Origin of the sequence: Terriglobus roseus, assembly GCF_900105625.1 — a bacterium.
GTDB lineage: Bacteria > Acidobacteriota > Terriglobia > Terriglobales > Acidobacteriaceae > Terriglobus > Terriglobus roseus_B.
Window position 1 is genome coordinate 312,317 of the sequence record NZ_FNSD01000001.1, and the last position, 18,319, is coordinate 330,635.

An 18,319-nucleotide genomic window follows, 5' to 3' on the forward strand; every position below is an offset into this window, starting at 1 on the left:
AGGCTAGAGCAGGCGGAGGCATAAAGGCATTCACCTTCGCCTCCGGGCTTCTCGCGTGATTCACCTGCGGGCTAAATAAATGCTTCACACGCATGACCGATGCATTTGCGAAGCCAAACGTGACACCTGCAAACGACCCGTTAAAATGGGGCGTCTAGGGCGGCCTTTGGACGAAGCGTGTCGACGCGCCGACACTGATGTCGATGGGTCGACACTCTTCAGGTAAACACGGAACATCCTGCATTCAGCCAGCGCCCAGTCACGAGACACCGCTGATAGAGTGACGTTGACCTCCGAGGAATCACCTTGAAGCTGCATCAGCAACGCGCATGCTATCGCTTACTTATCGCCGTCCAGTGGCTGGGCATGCTCTTCCTTCTTGCAACGCCAGAGTTGGCCGTGACGCAAGGGACTGCTCCACGCTTGACGCAATATGCGCACGAGGCGTGGAGGGTCCGTGATGGCCTGCTGGCGGACGCACCAATTGCTTTGGCGCAAACGACGGATGGTTATCTTTGGATCGGCACAAGTGCCGGTCTGGTTCGTTTCGACGGCGTGCACTTTGTGCCATGGAAGACGACGGACGCGAAGGACGACAAGTCCGTCGGTGTGCTCTCGCTGCAAGCGGCGAGGGATGGCAGTTTATGGTTTGGAACAGGAACTTCTCTTGCGCAACTGAAGAACGGCCAAGTGAGAGTTCTGCCCGGACTCAAGGCGCGCGTCAACGATCTGTCAGAAGATGCAGAGGGGAATCTCTGGCTCTCGCTTACCCGCATGCGCCGTCCACTGGACGGTCCCTTGTGCAGGACCAATGGGAAAGACCTGAAGTGCTTCGGATCACACGATGGACTCCCCTGCACTTTTGGCAATGTCTTAGCGCACGGTAGCAATGGAGCAGTGTGGATGGGCTCGTATCCGGGCGCATGCTCATGGTCAAAGGGCACAGGCACTGCATACCTACCAAAGGGAATGAAGCAGGGCGACGTCACGACTGCCGTGAACGGCATCCTTGATCAGGGTAAAGAAGGCGTCCTCCTGGGGTTCGAAGCTGCTGGAGGTGGCCTTGGTCTGCAGCGCGTTGTCGATGGGCGCTGGCGTTCGTTCGACCTGCCCGGGGTGACCGGTTCGCAACTCAAAGTCACAGCGCTCTTCTCCAGTAAGAATGGGGATATATGGGTCGGTACCGAAGACGATGGGGTCTACCACATCGCCAATGGAAGGGCCGATCACTTTGGCCTGGCCGATGGGCTTACGGATAATGAGGTGCGGCGCTTCTACCAGGACCACGAAGACAACATCTGGATTGGGACGGCGGGCGGACTGGACAAATTTCATCCGCTGCCAGTTACGACCATGTCTGTTCGTGAAGGCCTTAACTCGAATAACGTGCAGACAGCTTTGGCCTTGCCACGCAACACCATGGCCTTCAGCACACGCGCCGGGCTCAGCCTTTTGCACGATGGGAGCTTCACTTCCTTCGCGCCACAAACCAATGCAGCCGGCATCTCCGGGGCTTCTACCTTTGTAGATCACGCGGGCACACTCTGGGTCGGCATGGGAACCCGGTTGACCATCTTCGTCAACGGAAGTTTCCGAAGGATCGACCTGCCCGATGGTTCTGCGCCCGGCCAGGTCACGGGGATCTGTGAGGATTCACTCCATACGATATGGATCGTTACATCGGCGAAAACCCACAGGGTCTTCCGCGTTGTCGACGGAGTTCGTTTGAAAGAGATAGATATAGGTCAACCCTCCCCCGGTGCAGGCATCGTGGCTGATCCCGTGCATGGGGTGTGGATTGACTACTCGAGGAGCGGACTCCTCCACATGGACGCCGGCGGCCAGCTCGAAGACATCAAAAGCAGCGACGCTACTACCATTGAGCGCTTCGCATTCGACCCCGACGGCTCGATCTGGGCGTGGAGTTTGAGCGGCTTATTCCACTTGAAGGACCACCGATGGACAAAGCTTGATGCGACCAAGGGACTTCCCTGCAGCCAGGTGATGTCTATGCTGAAGGATGGGCGCGGATCGACCTGGGTCTACCTGTCGTGCGGGCTGGTTGTACTCAGTGATGCGGAGTTGCAACGATGGTCGCGCCAACCCGCATCGAGCGTTTCGCTGACTCATGTCTTCGATGGCACAGACGGCGCGCACATGACGCACTCGCCCTTTTCGCCACATGCCGCCGTCGGCTCCGATGGACGCCTTTGGTTTGCAGGTGACGGCCTGCTGCAGACTGTCGACGCTACGCAACTGGCACTGAACACTGTCGCTCCACCCGTTCATATCGAAACCGTGATCGCAGATCGAGTGACCTATGCGGCGACTGATGTAATTCACCTACCCAAACTGACTCACGATCTCGCCATCGACTATTCGGCACTCAGTCTTGTGACACCGCAGAAGGTACGCTTCCGATATCGACTCTCCGGCGTCGACAAGGATTGGCAGGATGTCGCGCAGAGACGACAGGCCTTTTACATGAACCTGCGGCCGGGCCGCTATGTCTTCCAGGTTATCGCCTGCAACAACGACGGTCTTTGGAACATGACAGGAGCGCACCTGGTCCTGGTGATCCCTCCCGCTTTCTACCAGACTTTCTGGTTCTATGCCCTAGTTGCTCTCGTCGTGATATGTCTGCTCTCGCTTACCCTTCGCATTCGCATCCACTCAGCGACACGCCATGCAGAGGCGCGACAGTACGAACGACTTGCGGAGCGGGACCGCATTGCGCGCGAACTCCACGACACGCTTATCCAGGGTTTGCAAGGCATTATCCTCAATGTTCATGGGGTGATTCTTGAAGTTACTGGTAACGAACGACCCAAAGAAAAGATGGAGAAGGTGCTCGATCAAGCGGAACGCCTCCTGGTGGAGGGACGCAACCGCGTGCGTGATTTGAGGTCGCAGACAGTGGGCGGCGTCGATCTTGCCGAACCGTTGAAACAGGTGATCGAAGATTTACGACCAGTGAGTGGACCTGAGATCACACTCGAAGTGGTGGGAGATACCCGTCCCGTTCAAGTCCTGGTTCGAGATGAGATCGTGGCGTTTGCCAGAGAAGCACTTCTGAATGCAGTGAGGCACTCCCGTGGCGTAAGTATCGATTGTGTCCTCGTCTATGAACGATCTCTTCTGTCATTCCAGTGCAGTGATGACGGCATTGGTTTCGATGAAGATCTGCTTGCGTCGAGGCGAAGCGAGGGGCACGCCGGGCTTACCGGCATGCAGGAAAGGGCAGCTCAGATCGGTGCCACCATGAGCCTTTCAAATGAAGGCAAAGGTGTCTCTGTGAGACTGAGCGTGCCGGGTCGTGTTGCGTTCTCGCAGTGGCGAAACGCGTCACGCAGTGCGGGCAGAATTCGACGCACATGGAAACGTGCCGTCGACTTAGCAGGATTGTGACCTCACTCAGCGGGAGGCGCTGTCAGTGAGGGTCGTAAGAACCTCGCCAGCCTTTCCTTGAAAGAGCGATTCGATGCGCGCCGGCTGGGGATCTCCAAGTCCAATACAGTTCCGCCGTGGAGGGGTTGGAGGTAGGTCAGCGTACCTCGCAGCCGCTGTGCGCGTTCCCGCATGCCATGGATGCCCCAGTGTCCTGGCACTTCCCCACCGTTGAGGACCTTCGGCGGGAGCCCGATGCCGTCGTCCGTCACTGCGAGGCGGAAACCATTCTCGTTGCATGTAAGAACGACTTCGACCCTTGACGCGTTTGCATGCTGTAGCGCATTACGGATTGCCTCTCTCCCGATCTGAAAGATCTCGTGCACGTCGTAGTCAGTCTCTGATTCGAAGGTCGCCACAGTTTGCACCTGCAGTTCCGTACGCGACAATTGAACGTCACGCGCGAGTTCGCGGAAGGCTCCCGGCAGTTCCACCAGCCTCATGGGGGCTGTGCGCATCTGCTGAATCGAGTCGCGACCGCTGATTAAGGACAGTTGGGCGCGGTCCATCGCGGAGTCCAGTTGAGGACGAAGGCGATCATCTTCCGGCATCTGTGCGGTGACGCTCGCCAAGCGCAGGATGAGCCCTTGAAAGTCCTGCAACAATGTGTCGTGCAACTCCCTGGCGAGGGCGGTTCTCTCACGAACACGCCCCTCAGTACGGGCGTTGAAGATGGCTGAGAGTCGTCTGATTCGGGCGCGATAGGCAAGCCTCGCGATCAGGAGCGTAAACGAGATGTAAAGGGTGTACATCCACCAGGTCGCCCACCATGGTTTCGCGATCACAACAACCAGCGTGATGCCCGGATCTTGAGGGTTTCCTTCGGAGGAGACAGCCTGCAGATGCAATGTGTACGTCTTTCCTGCAAGATGCGCAAAGCTAAGGCTGTGCTGCCCTGCGGGAACCATGACCCAATTTTCATCAAGGCCATCGAGCCTGTAGCGGAATCGTGCGGTCGCAGGACTGCGGAATTCCAGCGCAGAGAACTCAAGGGAGAAATCATCTTGCGAGTAGGCAAGGTCCAGCCGAGCGGTCTGTGTGATGGAGCGCTTCAGTGGCGAACGCGGTCCGATGGAAATAACGCGATCTTCGATCAACAGGTCGGTCAGCAATACGTGCGGAATAACTGGATTCTTCGTAATGTCTTCCGGGATGAAGCTCGCAACTCCCGCGAATCCGCCGAAGAGGTATCTGGATTTCCCACTCTTGGCACAGGCTCCCCAGCCGGAGAGATCCAGCGACGAGACGCCGAAAGCACTGTTATAGAGCGCGAACTTGCGAGCGTCCGGGTCGAACCGGAGCAGTCCCTGGTTGCTACCCATCCAGAGCTTCCCCGAGCGGTCCTCCAGGATGCAACTGATGATCTGGCCACCCAGTTCATTCGGTTGCGCGAATCGCAAGAACCTCTGCGCCTGCGGATCAAAGAGATTCAGGCCACTCTGCGTTCCCACCCAGAGACGCCCATGAGTATCGAAGCGCAGACTATTGATGCGTGAATCACCAGGACCTGCCTCACTCCCATTCAGGTATGGGTAGGAATGGGCGACGCCCGTGCGCGGGTCGATCCGCCGAATGCCCGAGGAACTGCCTATCCAAAGGGTGCCATCGGGCGATTGCGACACGGCTTGAAAGTCTTCGCCGCCAGCTGCGGTCGCCAGCGTAGTGAAGTCGTTGCTGGCATTACTGAAGTGCATCAACTTGTCCCGCAACAGGACCCAAAGGCCACCGCCAGGATCTTCAAGGAAGCGGTGGACGTCCTCCCCCTGCAGCAATCGTTCCGCAACTTGTGCTCCGGGGCGCAATCGGTAGATGCCCTGATCGCTGGCAAGCCAGGTTCTGCCTTCGTGATCGCGATAGATATCGAAGACATCACGCTTTACCAGGTAGTGAAAAGGCTCGCTGTATCGCCCCGTCCTCTCATCCAGAACCTGGGTCGCACCACTTGTGGCAATCAGCAACTTCCCCGCTGTGAGTTCACCGATTGCGGTCACGAGTGAAGACCGTAATCCGTTGCTTCTGCCCGGCTGGAAGGACAGCGTCTCAGCGGTGGTGCTATTGCGTTGAATGACGATGGGCGCAACATCATGAAACCCAACCCAGATGTCACCAGATGAATCCTGTGCCAGCATCGTCACGCGGTCTGAAGGCAGCGAATTCGACGAACCGACCCGGGGCGAATAGCGCTCGGCAGCACCGGATCCATGCGGCAGATGAATGACACCCATATCAGTCCCAAACCACATGTCCCCGTTTTCGTCTTCCATCATCGCGTTGACTGGTCCGGGACTTTCCAGGTTCAAACCCGGAATCTTGCGGATCTCGCGGACCAATCCACTGTCCAAGTCGACTCGATACAGACGGAAACTTGCGATCAGCCAAAGGTTTCCCCAGCGGTCCTGGTGAAACGATCCCGACGATACGCTTCGGCCGAGAGAGACGCGACGCTCTGCGACTCCCGTCGTCCGATCGAATTGCACCAGAGCGTTTGGGGTTAAAGCCCACAGATGATGTGCGCGATCTTCTTCTATCCAGGAGATCGCCTCGGTATCAGGCTCTCCGCTGACCGCGTCACGCAGCGGAAGAAGCAAAGAGCTACCGGTCTGCGGGTTGAAATGGATGCCGCCGCCCAGGGTCGCGAGCCACAGGGTACCGTCTCGATCTTCTGAGATTGACGAGACGACGGGCGTGGAGCGGGTCCCGTGGTCCAACAGTTGGAAGTGATGGAAGCTCTCTATGTCCGGGTCATAGCGATCCAATGATCCATCGCAACTAATCCAAAGACGGCCACCACGATCTTTGAAGAGATGCCGGATGTAGAAACATCCCACGGAGGAAGGGACTTTCGGATCGTGGAAGAACTGTTTCACACGGAAACCGTCATATCGGTTCAAACCAAACTGCGTGCCCACCCAGATAAAACCGCTGGCGTCCTGAACGATGTCGCCGGCACGCGTCTGGGAGAATGAGATGCCGGCGGGCAGGGGTGTCATGTGGGATTGCACCAGATCGCCGCTCTGCCCGTGAAGGGGGAACGATGCTGCCAGGCAGAAATATGCAATGAGCAGCAATGCACGCTGCCGGGACTTTATTCCGAAGGTCATCCGCCCCCTTTCGGAACGGTGTATCGCCGAGTAGGGTCTTCTGCTTGCGCGAGATCCACTGCAAGAATCGTTGAGAACGCGTTCCGGGTGGACCTACCCGAATTAGGGGGAGAGATTCTCCTCGTTCGGGCGATACGAAGACATGATGTGTTTGAGCATGCTTAGAATATGCCCTTCTTCGGTGTTGATCGAGCCTGCCTACGAACCTGTTGTACTTTTTTCATCATCTGGCTGCTCTCCGGCTCGGTTTCCGCAGCAGCCGTTGGCCCGGCAGCAACCCCTGAGACGCCCTTGCAAGGGCTGCAGCATTCGCAGTGGACCAGCCGCGATGGCGCTCCTGCGAGCATCATGGCAATGGAGCAGACCTCCGACGGTGTGCTGTGGTTGGGATCACGACAGGGGCTCTACCTGTTTGATGGACTGCACTTCACGCGCGTGACGGTTGTAGACGAGAGCTCCTGGTCGCCCGCAGACATTTACGCGTTGAAGTCCATGCCGAACGGCGACATGTGGATCGGCCAGTTCTCAGGCGGAGCCATGTTGCTCCGCAACGGTAAGGTCACTCGGTTTCGCGAGGGATTGCCGAAGGCGGGGGTCACACAATTCTTCCTCGATCGCCACGGAAACTTCTGGGCGTCCACCACGCAGGGGCTCGCACGCTTCGATGGCAAGATGTTTCATCCGGCCGGATCAGACTTGGGCCTGCCTATCGGCACATCCGTCACGGCCGCACTCGATGGCGCGGGAGACCTTGTCGTTCGAACCAATAACTTCGGTCTGTTCGCATGGAGTTCACGCAGCAAGCGCTTTGAGCCAGTCGCAGACGGACGACTCGGCTACATGCCACTTGCACTGGATGCGGGTGGCCGCCTCTGGGAGAGCACGAAGGATGGCCTGTTGCTGCTGGGCCCGGGAAACGTGCCGTCCGGCCCCCTTGTGCCATGGTCGTACTCCTTCTTCTCGCCGGACATTCGCTTCGATCACACGGGTGCGCTCTGGGTGACAGAACGCGGCTTTGGTGTACGCCGCGTGCTGCCGATGCTGAGAGGAGCACCTCTGAATGCTGCAGCCCGCATGCAGACCTTCCACGAGAAGGATGGCCTGACATCCGAGCAGACGATGTCGAACTTCGTAGACAAGGACGGCGACATCTGGGTCGGCACCGAACGTGGACTGGACCGCTTTCATGCAGGCACTGTAGATCGAATTGATGGACCGATTGGTTCCGCCTACCTGGGCGTGCAGCCGGCCGGCGGCGGCTCCGCGTGGCTCGCTTCCTTCACAGGCGGTGCCTGGTTACGAGACGCCGCCGGCAAAATCACGCGCAGTTCTTCGCTACCAGCTGCTGTAACCCGAATCACTTCGCTCACTGCGGACGGCAAAGAGGGCCTGTGGATCGCATCCGACGCTGGCATCGGTCTGCTGACTGCCAGCAAATGGACGGTGTTCCAGCTAGACCCGGTGATGGTCAAGCAGACCATTACCGCCATGGTTCCGGATGGAAGCGGTGGGTTTTGGGCCGCAGTCAACACAGTGGGGGCGATGCACTGGGACGGCCACGGCTGGTCCAGGCCTGAGGGCTTGTCTCACATGGCGATTACATCACTTGCTCACACCGGTCACAATCTCTACGTGGGCACACGGGACGGTGTCCTGCTGACCTATCAGGACGAGACACGAACCCAGGACAGGCAATCGCTCACTCTTGGTCCCGTGACGGTGATCACGCCCTCAGCCGAAGGTGTGTGGGTCGGTGGAGAAAAGGGCATCGGCTTGTGGAATGGCCAAGAGCTGCAGGTCGTCGCGACGCAGAGTGTGCCGCCGATCTATCGCATTTCGGGACTTCTCCTAGACGCGAATCGTGATCTTTGGCTGAATACTGCAGTGGGCGTCGCCCATCTGAGTCGCGGTGCCGTGCAGGCTGTACTCGACGGAACTGCCATGACCGTTTCGGCGGAAGTCTACGACGCTTCCGATGGGGTCGAGGGATTGCCGTTGCGATCTTTTCTGACACCGACCGCAGCCGCACTCTCGTCGGGCGTCATGATCTTCACGACGCAACTAGGTGCATACGCCGTCGATCCCGCATCGCTAAGCATTCGCGCACCAGCACCGGCGCCCTACCTGACCAGCCTGCGTGCCGATGGTGAGGCGTTGGAGTTGCAGACGGAGTTGCGGCCGAAGATCCACACGTTAGAAGTCGATTACGGCGCCGCGGCCCTGCGGGACGTGCAACGCCTGCGTTTCCGCTACCGTCTTCGCGGCTTCGATAAAACGTGGCAGGATGCCGGTAACCGGCGCGAGGCCGTCTTTACAGATCTTCCGCCGGGATCGTACACCTTCGAAAGTGAAGCGTCCTACGACCAGAAGACCTGGAGCCCACCGTCTGCACCGCTGCCGGTGGTGATCCCACCCTCTGCGATGCAGCGGCGGTCGGTGCGTGCGGCGATTTTCGTTACTGCGCTTCTGCTCACATGGCTGCTGTTCCGCTGGCGAATCGCGCAGATCTACAAGGTGGCTCAGCTTCGCTTGCAGGAGCGTGTGCAGGAGCGCGAAAGAATCGCGCGGGATCTGCATGACACACTCCTGCAGGGTGTGCAGGGACTTATCCTGCGCTTCGGCGCCATCTCTCAAGGGCCGCAACTCGATGCCACGCTACGGCAGAAGATGCAGCAGGCCCTAACCCTCGCGGAGTCTGTTGCAACCGAAGGACGAGATCGCGTCCGAGATCTTCGCAGCACCAGCGCGGATCCGAACGAGTTGGAAGAGATTCTGGCGGAAGCAGGCACTTTGCTCGCGCTCTCTGGAACCGCCACCTTCGCGTGGAGCACTCGAGGACACAAGCTTCCGCTGCACCCGCTGATCCTGGATGAGGCTTTCTGCGTTGGGAGAGAGGCACTGCAGAACGCGTATCAGCATGCGGGAGCGACGAGGATCTCCATCCTGCTGGAGTATTCCCCTGAACAACTGAAGTTGACCGTGAGTGATAACGGCAAAGGTCTGGGAGTTGCGGCTGAAGAGGCAAGCCGGCCCGGTCATTGGGGTATTGCCGGCATGCGCGAGAGAGCCACCCGTATCGGCGGTCAGCTTTCCATTCGCTCCGACCTCGGACGAGGCACGGACGTCAGCCTCTGCGTCCCGGGATCGATTGCTTATCCGAAGTCCACACCATCACGCTGGTGGGATATGTTCAGCACACTGAAGACCCAGGAGCTCCGTTGATCGTGAGGCAAATTGCAACACAGAACAGCGCAGCCATGGCTGCGCTGTTCTGTGTTGCAATTTTCGATTGCTTAGCTCTGTATGAACGCCAGCAGATCCTTGTTGATGGTCTCCGCCTCGCTGACCGGCATGCCATGAGGAAATCCCTTGTAGACCTTTAACTGAGCGCCCTTCACGAGCTTTGCAGTCAACTCACCCGAAGCTGCGAAGGGAACAATCTGGTCATCATCGCCCTGCATCACGAGCGTGGGGATATCCATCTTTGCCAGATCGGCGTGGAAGTCCGTCTCAGAGAACTGCTTGACGGTGTCGTACTGGCTCTTGACGCTGCCCATCATGCCCTGCATCCAGAAGCTCTGGCGAATGCCGATCGAATCCTTCGCACCGGGGCGGTTGTAACCGAAAAAGGGTCCTGTAAGGTCGAGATAGAACTGGGAGCGATTGCCGGCAACGCCGCTGCGGATCCCGTCCAGCGCTTCGATCGGTGTGCCGTACGGATTGGATTCTGACTTCAGCATGATGGGAGGTACCGCGCTGACGAGCACAGCCTTCGCGACACGCTTTGAACCGTGGCGGCCGATGTAACGCGCAACCTCGCCGCCGCCGGTGGAGTGGCCAACCATGATCATGTCCCTTAGGTCCAGGTGCTCGATGAGTTCTGCAAGATCGTCGGCATACACGTCCATAGTGTTGCCATCCCACGTCTGCTCAGAACGGCCATTTCCACGACGGTCATGCGCGATGACGCGGTAGCCGCGTTCGCCGAAGTACAACATCTGCGCGTCCCACGCGTCGGCCGACAGAGGCCAGCCGTGTGAAAAAACGATGGGCTGCCCTTCGCCCCAATCCTTGAAATACAACGAAACGCCGCTCTTCGTGACAAACGTGCTCATATCCGCTCCTTTGATCTGGTGTTTTACAACCACCATGATCATGAGCCGTCGGAGAAGATGACCCCAGCCTCTTCAGGTGAGTCGGATACACCCTCATTCGAGTGAGGCGGGACTTCTCTGCCCCATGCCTCTCGACTAATGGAGATCTAGAAAGCCCCGGCGCATCGCAATGGTCACTGCATGTGTGCGATCGTTCGCGCCAAGTTTGGCCAGGATGCTCTTCATATGCGCCTTCACAGTGTCTTCGGTGATGGCGAGCTTGTCGGCCACAGCTTTGTTGGCATTGCCGGCGGCGACGTGCAATAGAACTTCAATCTCGCGAGCGGTCAGTGCATCGTCTGCGGCATGCTCCGCCATCTCCGCCGCGACCTCGGCCGGTACCCGCCGGTGCCCAGCGTGGACCGCACGGATGGTATCGAGCATGTACATCCGCAGCATGCTTTTCAGGAGGTATCCCGACGCCCCGGCCTTCATCGCCCGCAGCGCCTGCACATCACCCTTGTAAGTCGTCAGGACAATCATGCGTGCATTCGGCGAACGGTCACGAATGATCGCCATTGCTTCCAGTCCATTAATGTCCGGCAGACGAAGATCCATAAGAGTCACATCGGGCTTGTGAATCTGAAAGAGCTCGACCGCCTCACGTCCCGTGGACGCTTCCGCAACCAGAATCATGTCGGGCTGCGTGGACAACATGGCGCGAACCCCCTGACGGAAGACTGGATGGTCATCCACTGCCATAACCCGGATTGGTTTCTTTTCCGTCATCTTCATTCCTCATCACGTTTCTCGACACTTGAATCGTCAGGATAACGCTCGCTTTCGTCCGTTCAACCTTCGATCGTCTTCGACCACTCCAGGGCAAGGTCACGACACATGTAGTCCCAACCGCGGTTCGGTGCTTAGAGAAAGGCGGACCTGTTGCAGCAATCGGGCAGGGTGAAGCGGCTTACGCAAAAGTGTGCAGCGCGAATCGCGCTTCTGGAGCATCTGCCACTCCCGGTCGCACTCCTGAAGATCCGAAGAGAACAGGATCACGCTGCAGTCGATGCGACTATGAGCCTCCATCGCCAGGTCGATGCCGGACATACGGCCCATGCGGAAATCTGTAAGGAGCAGGCGTGGCGACTTTCCGATGCTGGCCAGAGCGTGCTCTGCGGAGAAGAAAGTCTCCGCACTGTAGCCATGGTTACGCAGGATAATCGCGAGTGTTTCTGCAATGATGCGTTCGTCATCGACGACAAAGATATCCATGCCAGCTCCAGTGGGAAGGTCTGCTCCCATCATGGCGGCTGGGTATTCCTTGCGCAGCCCCCGTAAGAGCGCAACCAACCCTGCTCTTTCGAGGTACGTCGAGACCACCGTATAGCGCAAACCGATACAGGCCAGCGCGACCTTGCACTTACTCGCTTGCTGCAAAGCTTCGTCCAAGGCGTTGTCCATACGCGGCGATCGCAGTGCCAACAGGGTGGCGCTGCAGGTTGTAAAGGTTCAACGCCTCTTCGACAGTCTCGCTTTGTTCCAGCGCATCGCGCAGAGCCATTGCGTCGCCCGCAGCTTTGGATACTCCCATGGCGGTGTGAGGTCGAACAACGAAGGCCGCATCCCCTAGAAGAGCGACCCGTCCGCGATTCATTTGCGGAGCTCCGTAATCGAAGATCGCCTGTAGAAAGGGACGTGGCTCGCTGCGTACTAGTTCAGCAAGAACAGGCGGCAGCAACGATTGGGCTGCGTCTGCGAGCTCCCGCACGGTGGCATTCGATAACCCGCCGGGTGGCGCGGAGTACAGCCGGTCGTCCCCTGCCTCGGTTTGCAGCGCCGCCTGCAATTGTTCGCTGTCTAGAGCACGATACCAAACCCAGTTGTACCGCCTGCGTCCGGGCGCGATACTGCCATCCGGGCCTGCGACAAGATAGCCCAGATATTGCGACCGAAAGGCATTGAGGAAGGCGAAACGTTCTGAGAGCAGGTCGGCCGCAGCCTTCGAGAGTCGTGTCTCGGGCGACAACCCACGGAACGCTGCATAACCGGCATAACGAAGTTCCGTTCCTGGAGCAACCATCTGCCGGACAACGGAGCCAATACCATCAGCGCCAATCACAACATCTGCAGTCCTTTGTGCACCGTCCTCGAAACGAACGGTAGCCTCGGAGGCGCTCGATGCAACGTGCACAATGACTTTCCCCGAGTGATACTCTGCGTCGGCTACGAGACTTCGGAAGGCCGAGAACAACAGGTCCCAGGACATCTGCGATTGGGGCGACGGGATTGTCTCGCTGATCGCCCCAGATCGATCAAGAAAGATACGCTCGTGCGCGATGACTCCGGAACTCAGGACATCGCGCCGACCTACCTCTTCAAGGATCGCCGCAACTTCGCTCTGCGGCACAAGCCCTGCACCCTTGCCGGCCAAGCCGGAAACTGACCGCTCATAGAGGACAACATCCCACCCGGCCCGCTGAAGCAGCACGCCCGCAAACAGCCCGCCCACCGAGCCGCCCGCGAGGATCGCCTTACCGGGCTTCAACGCGACACCAGCTCAGACGGCAGCTTCAATATTCGTTCCGCGTTGCCGGACGCGATCTTTCGCAGGTCATCGGGAGTGATCTCCAGATGCTCAAGAAAATGAGCGCCTGCGACGTTTGATCGATACGGATAGTCGACGGAATACAGCAACCGATCTGCGCCGACCAGTTCCCTCGCACAACGAAAAGGAGCTTGAGTGAAGTAGCCACTTGTCGTCACCGAAAAGTGATCGAGGAAGTACTCGGAGACACTGCGTCGCAGATGAGTCACCGACGTCGGAAGTCCATCCTGCGCCCGCATCAGCGAATAAGGTAGATGCTCGCCCATGTGGCCGATGATGATCTTCAACCTCGGAAAACGGTCGAAGGTACCAGCGAGGATCAGCCGCAGACAATGCATGCCGAGTTCCGCATGCCACCCCCAAGCCGCAGTCGAGAGGAAGTAAGCGCTCGCCTCCGGCAGGCCACGGAAGTACAAGTCCTGGATCGCCAAGGAGGGCGCGGTCGGGTGAATATAGAGTGGCACATCAAGCGCTTCGGCCGCTTCGAAGAGCGGCGCAAATCGTGGTGCGTCCAGAAAGTCACCGCCCTCTGTGCCGTTGAGAAAGCCGCCAACGCAGCCCAGCCGCTCCACGCCGCGTTCGAGTTCTTTTGCTGCCGCGGCAGGATCTTTCAGCGACAGGCTGGCGAACATGCGCAGACGCTTCGGGTGCCTCTGGGTCGCTGCATAAGCTTCGTTATTCGCATCGTGAACGAGGCTGGTGGCGTCCGCCGACGTAAGCTGCTCCTGGCCTGTTGCAGCAAGTGAAAGTACCTGAAGATCCACGCCGCCTTCGTCCATCGCAGCGAGGCGTCGCTCATCAAGATCAAGCAGCTTCTCCTCCAGCGCAGCGGAGGTTCCCAGAGCCGGTGTGAACGGAGCTGTCGCTCGCAGAAAGTCAGGTGTCGTAAAGTGCTCTTCGAGAGTGATTACCCGGTACAAGGTCGGATCCCCGATGCCGGACACTGGCTGCTGCTGAATCGCCATGGTTCTCCTTACCGCGTCTGTGGTCCGCTGCTGGCGAGACGCAGCGTGCGGACCACGCTGTGCTTCCCAAGGTCAATCTTGAAATTGTTTTGGCTGAGCGGCACGGCGCCTTGAAGCGCGAGCTCCGCTGCTTCGTGGAAGGCCTCATCGTTCGCGGGCTTGCCCAGAAGGCTCAACTCCGCCTCACGCACTCGCCACGGCATGGGTGCGACACCGCCAAGAGCAAGCGCAGCGCGACGGATGGTTCCGTCTTCGCCCCGCTCGAGGCCAGCCGCTACGGAGACAAGCGCGAAGGCGTAGCTGTGACGATCCCGCACCTTCAAGTACCAGGAGTTGTTGCGCAACCGGGATGGTGGCAACTCGATGCCAAGGATGAGTTCATGCGGGTGCAGCGCGTTATCGAACTGCGGCGTATCGCCCGGAAGGCGAAAGAACTCCTGCAGCGGAATGTACCGCTTCCCATCGGGACCCTGCACATGTACCACGGCATCCAGGATGGCGAGGGCGACGGCCATATCGGACGGATGGATCGCAACACACTGCTCGCTCGCTCCGAAGAGTGCATGTTCGCGATTGAAGCCATCTTTCGCGGCGCAACCGCTGCCAGGTATGCGCTTGTTGCAGGCTTGGAAGCCGGTCTCCATGAAGTACGGGCAGCGAGTGCGCTGCAACAGGTTGCCACCCGCAGTGGCCATGTTGCGCAGCTGCGTTGTGGCACCACTCAGGATGGCCTGGGAGACGACTGGGTATTGCGAACGAATGAGATGGTGGTTGGCGATTGCGCTGTTGCTGATGCCGGCCTCTACGAACACACCGCCCTGCGGCGTGGCTACAATCTTCGAAAGGCCGAGCCGGCGAAGGTCGACCAACGCTGGCGGTTGCTCGACCGTTCCCTTCATCAGATCGACAAGATTGGTGCCGCCAGCAAGATACTTCCCACCGGTTGCGACAACCTTCCGGATCGCGTCTTCAACAGATGTCGCATGGTGAAACTGAAAGGTGTTCATCGTCTTGCTCCCCGCTCGACCGCTTGAATCGCGGCGACGATGTTGGCATAGGCACCACATCGGCAAATATTTCCCGCCATGCGTTCACGCGCTTCCTGATCGCTCAACCCCATGCGCCCGGTGGTCACTTGGTCGCGCGTGCCCTCGAACGACACCATGCTCAGGTCACCGCGCGCATGCTCGTGCAACATGGCGTGCGCGGAAGAAATTTGTCCCGGCGTGCAATAACCGCACTGAAAACCATCGTGGTCCAGAAACGCCTGCTGCAGGTCACCTAAGGTTCCATCGTGCGCGAGACCTTCCACGGTGAGCACTTCACAGCCATCGATGGAGGCTGCAAGCGTCAGGCAACTGACAACGCGTTCCCCATCGACAGAGAGTGTGCAGGCTCCGCACAATCCGTGATCGCATCCCTTCTTGGTTCCAGTAAGGCGCAGACGCTCGCGCAGAAGATCGAGCAGCGTGGTCCTGGGGTCGATCGTGAGGGTGACGAGTTCCCCGTTGATACGAAGGCGCGTCTCAATCTCACGCAGACGAGTGCTTCCGCGCAGTTCAGTGTTGTTCATGGCTTCACTCCTGCCGGTCCGTAGGGAGCCATGAGCTGCTCCAGTGTGATGGGAAGGTTACGCAGGCGCTTGCCAGTTGCGTGGAAGATTGCGTTCGCGATCGCCGCAGGCACGCCGCAGGTGCCGATCTCACCAATGCCTCGCACCCCGATGGGATCGAGCGCGTAATCCGGCGATTCGATGAAGTGAATATCGAACTCGGGACGGTCCGCATGCGTTGGCAGGTAGTACTCGCCGATGAGCTGTGCTGTCATCGTGTCGTATGGGACCTGCTCCAACAGCGCCATGCCAAGGCCGAAGGTGATGCCGCCCATGATCTGGCTGCGTGCAAGCTTGGGATTCAACACACGCCCACAGTCGAAGACTCCCACCCAGCGAGTGACGGTCGCGCGACCTATCTCCTCGTCCACTTCCACCTCGCAGAACTGTGCACCGAAAGACTGGAAGGCAAACTCGTCCTGGTCACCCGCAGTCGCCTGCACATCGAAGCTGAGCTTCTCCGTCACCGCATTGCCGGGCAGCAACTGCAAGAGCTCCCGAACAGTGAGTGCAGTCGCGTCTATTGTTGAACTCACGAGACCGTTGTCCAGCTTCAGAGCGGCTGGATCATGCTGGTAGAAAGGAGACGCCGGGATCGCCGTCAACAGTTGAAGGAGATGCATCTGCCACCTTTGCGCTGCGAGGTGCACGGCAGAGCCAACCGTCGCGGTGGTCTGCGATGCACCGCTATACGGCGCACCGGGGAAGCCGGAGTCTCCAGACAAGAATTTAACCTGCTCCAGGGGCAGCCCCGCCGCATCTGCCGCAACCTGCGTCATCACAGTGCGGACGCCGTTCCCCACTTCGTGTGTGGCAGAAGCGAAAGTGACATTGCCCAATGAATCTGTGGTGACACGGCACCCTGCAGCCATGCGCCGACCGGGATAGGTTGCCGTTGCAACACCCCAGCCGACTTTGACACCGTCACGTTCCATCGAACGCGGCTCAACCGATCGGCGCTCCCAACCAAACTGAGCAGCTCCCTGTGTGTAGCATTCCAGCAGATGCTTGGTGGACCACGGCTTTCCGCTGGCCTGGTCCATGGGGGCGTGGTTGCGGACGCGTAACTCAATCGGATCCAGGTTGGCAGCGTATGCAAGCTCATCCATCGCGACCTCCAGCGCAAAAAGCCCTGGTGCCTCGCCGGGTCCACGCATGAAGCAGGGCGTGGGGCCATTGATGCGCGCGGTGCGATGCGACACCACCAGGCGCGGCGACTGATATAGGAAGCGCGTCGAGAGTCCTGCCGGTTCGCAGAAGTGCGCGACCGTTGAGGTTTCGGTCAATGTGTGATGCTCGGTGCTTGCGATCCTCCCTTCCGTATCTGCGTGGATGTCAAGCGTTTGCGCCGTGCGCGGGCGATGGCCCGTAGAAGAAAACATCTGATCGCGCGTAAGCACCAACTTGACGGGGCGACTGACTTCGCGGGAGGCCAGCGCAGTCAAGACAACATGCATCCACAGGAAGCTCTTCGAGCCAAAGGCACCGCCCACAAGCGGCGAAAGAACACGAATCTTCTCCTCCGGCATCTTCAGGTACGCAGCAAGAGCGGCGCGTTCGCCGATGATCCAGCGTGTGCTGTCGTGCACAGTCAAAGAGTCCCCGTCCCAATGCGCGATGCAAGCAGATAGCTCAATGGGATAGTGGGCATTGATCGGCGTGGTGTACCGCGAATGCACGTGCACCGGCGCGCTCGAAGCTTCGGCGGGCCCACGTGCGTCCTGGAGCTTCTCCTCCACCAGCTTCACGAAGTGATCCGGCAGATAGCTGCCGTGCCGTACTGCCCCGTCGTGTTCATCCGGCGCAACCGGCGCCTCGAGCACTGCCTTTGCAGACAGCAACGCAGGCGAGGTCTCGTAGTCCACATCGAATTGCGCTGCGGCGAAGGTGGCGTTCTCAAAACTATCAGCCACAACCAGCGCCAGATGTTGACCGACATGCTGCACCGTCAGGTCAGAGAGAGGTGGTCTGCGTTCCAGCGGCAGGTCGAACGTTAGTTCGCGAGGCAGCACCTGCAGCGCGGGGCAGTTCAAGGGCGTAAGAACGAACGACACCCCAGGCGCGGCAAGAGTGCGCTGGGTCGCCGTCTCCAGAGAAGCCGCCGTCACTCGTCCGCTCGGTATCTCCGATTGGACCAATACCGCGTGAAGCAGATCCGCAAGATGGTAGTCGGCAGTATAGAGTGCCGTCCCACTCACCTTCCCGTGCCCCTCGACCCGGTTCAAGTCGGTTCCAACTAGTTTCGTTGCCATAGCATCTTCGCCTATCCTTGGTTGCAAAGCTATCCGTGCTGGCAATCAGTGACCACCCCCGGAAGAGCATCACCCTTGTTACTCATTTGAGGGGATAGCCTACAGCGACTTGCAAGCTTGCGCATTCCCCGAAAGAGGGGGGCGGTACCAGCGGTCGCATGGCACACTGACGGTACATCCCGCGGGCACCGCGACATCGATTGAGAGAGCTGCAATGATCAGAGATCCGCTTCATCCCAT

At 59.1% G+C, this 18,319-nt stretch carries 11 protein-coding genes; 2 read left to right on the forward strand and 9 right to left on the reverse strand.

Annotated elements, in window-relative coordinates:
• Positions 1-306 precede the first annotated feature (306 nt).
• On the forward strand, positions 307-3,408 hold the full coding sequence (locus BLW03_RS01210) for a sensor histidine kinase (RefSeq protein ID WP_074651978.1): 3,102 nt from the start codon (positions 307-309) through the stop codon (positions 3,406-3,408).
• A gap of 2 nt (positions 3,409-3,410) precedes the next feature.
• On the opposite strand, the gene BLW03_RS01215 is transcribed toward BLW03_RS01210, so the two are convergent.
• Positions 3,411-6,437, reverse strand: a complete 3,027-nt coding sequence (locus tag BLW03_RS01215; RefSeq protein WP_170834921.1) for a sensor histidine kinase — start codon at positions 6,435-6,437, stop codon at positions 3,411-3,413.
• A 279-nt stretch (positions 6,438-6,716) separates the two neighbouring features.
• Here BLW03_RS01215 and BLW03_RS01220 point away from each other — a divergent pair, with 279 nt between their 5' ends.
• Positions 6,717-9,770, forward strand: coding sequence for a sensor histidine kinase (locus tag BLW03_RS01220; RefSeq protein WP_074651980.1), 3,054 nt, complete (start codon positions 6,717-6,719; stop codon positions 9,768-9,770).
• 71 nt (positions 9,771-9,841) lie between these two features.
• Here BLW03_RS01220 and BLW03_RS01225 read toward each other — a convergent pair whose 3' ends face one another.
• From BLW03_RS01225 to BLW03_RS01260, 8 genes are all read right to left on the reverse strand, one after another.
• Positions 9,842-10,663, reverse strand: a complete 822-nt coding sequence (locus tag BLW03_RS01225) for an alpha/beta fold hydrolase (protein ID WP_074655690.1) — start codon at positions 10,661-10,663, stop codon at positions 9,842-9,844.
• Between the two features lie 135 nt (positions 10,664-10,798).
• A complete protein-coding gene (locus tag BLW03_RS01230; protein WP_074655691.1) occupies positions 10,799-11,431 on the reverse strand; it encodes a response regulator in 633 nt (210 codons plus the stop codon).
• A gap of 99 nt (positions 11,432-11,530) precedes the next feature.
• On the reverse strand, positions 11,531-11,917 hold the full coding sequence (locus BLW03_RS01235) for a response regulator (RefSeq protein WP_074655692.1): 387 nt from the start codon (positions 11,915-11,917) through the stop codon (positions 11,531-11,533).
• A 148-nt stretch (positions 11,918-12,065) separates the two neighbouring features.
• Positions 12,066-13,190, reverse strand: a complete 1,125-nt coding sequence (locus BLW03_RS01240; protein WP_074651981.1) for an FAD binding domain-containing protein — start codon at positions 13,188-13,190, stop codon at positions 12,066-12,068.
• Positions 13,187-14,215: an amidohydrolase family protein gene (locus BLW03_RS01245; RefSeq protein WP_074651982.1), complete on the reverse strand. Its 1,029-nt coding sequence runs from the start codon at positions 14,213-14,215 to the stop codon at positions 13,187-13,189. The genes BLW03_RS01240 and BLW03_RS01245 overlap by 4 nt, the downstream gene beginning before the upstream one ends.
• Before the next feature lie 8 nt (positions 14,216-14,223).
• The gene (locus BLW03_RS01250) at positions 14,224-15,222 is read right to left on the reverse strand and encodes an FAD binding domain-containing protein (RefSeq protein WP_074651983.1); all 999 of its coding nucleotides are present in this window, start codon (positions 15,220-15,222) and stop codon (positions 14,224-14,226) included.
• Positions 15,219-15,788: a (2Fe-2S)-binding protein gene (locus tag BLW03_RS01255; RefSeq protein ID WP_074651984.1), complete on the reverse strand. Its 570-nt coding sequence runs from the start codon at positions 15,786-15,788 to the stop codon at positions 15,219-15,221. Before BLW03_RS01255 ends, BLW03_RS01250 begins: the two co-directional genes overlap by 4 nt.
• Positions 15,785-18,079: a xanthine dehydrogenase family protein molybdopterin-binding subunit gene (locus BLW03_RS01260; RefSeq protein WP_074651985.1), complete on the reverse strand. Its 2,295-nt coding sequence runs from the start codon at positions 18,077-18,079 to the stop codon at positions 15,785-15,787. Before BLW03_RS01260 ends, BLW03_RS01255 begins: the two co-directional genes overlap by 4 nt.
• Between the last annotated feature and the right edge of the window lie 240 nt (positions 18,080-18,319).

What these genes read in the sequence shown, in the direction of transcription:
- BLW03_RS01215 (WP_170834921.1), bottom strand. Translation starts at nt 6,437, where the DNA reads ATGACACCCCTGCCCGCCGGCATCTCATTCTCCCAGACGCGTGCCGGC.
- BLW03_RS01220 (WP_074651980.1), top strand. Translation starts at nt 6,717, where the DNA reads ATGCCCTTCTTCGGTGTTGATCGAGCCTGCCTACGAACCTGTTGTACT.
- BLW03_RS01225 (WP_074655690.1), bottom strand. Translation starts at nt 10,663, where the DNA reads ATGAGCACGTTTGTCACGAAGAGCGGCGTTTCGTTGTATTTCAAGGAT.
- BLW03_RS01230 (WP_074655691.1), bottom strand. Translation starts at nt 11,431, where the DNA reads ATGACGGAAAAGAAACCAATCCGGGTTATGGCAGTGGATGACCATCCA.
- BLW03_RS01235 (WP_074655692.1), bottom strand. Translation starts at nt 11,917, where the DNA reads ATGGATATCTTTGTCGTCGATGACGAACGCATCATTGCAGAAACACTC.
- BLW03_RS01245 (WP_074651982.1), bottom strand. Translation starts at nt 14,215, where the DNA reads ATGGCGATTCAGCAGCAGCCAGTGTCCGGCATCGGGGATCCGACCTTG.
- BLW03_RS01250 (WP_074651983.1), bottom strand. Translation starts at nt 15,222, where the DNA reads ATGAACACCTTTCAGTTTCACCATGCGACATCTGTTGAAGACGCGATC.
- BLW03_RS01255 (WP_074651984.1), bottom strand. Translation starts at nt 15,788, where the DNA reads ATGAACAACACTGAACTGCGCGGAAGCACTCGTCTGCGTGAGATTGAG.
- BLW03_RS01260 (WP_074651985.1), bottom strand. Translation starts at nt 18,079, where the DNA reads ATGGCAACGAAACTAGTTGGAACCGACTTGAACCGGGTCGAGGGGCAC.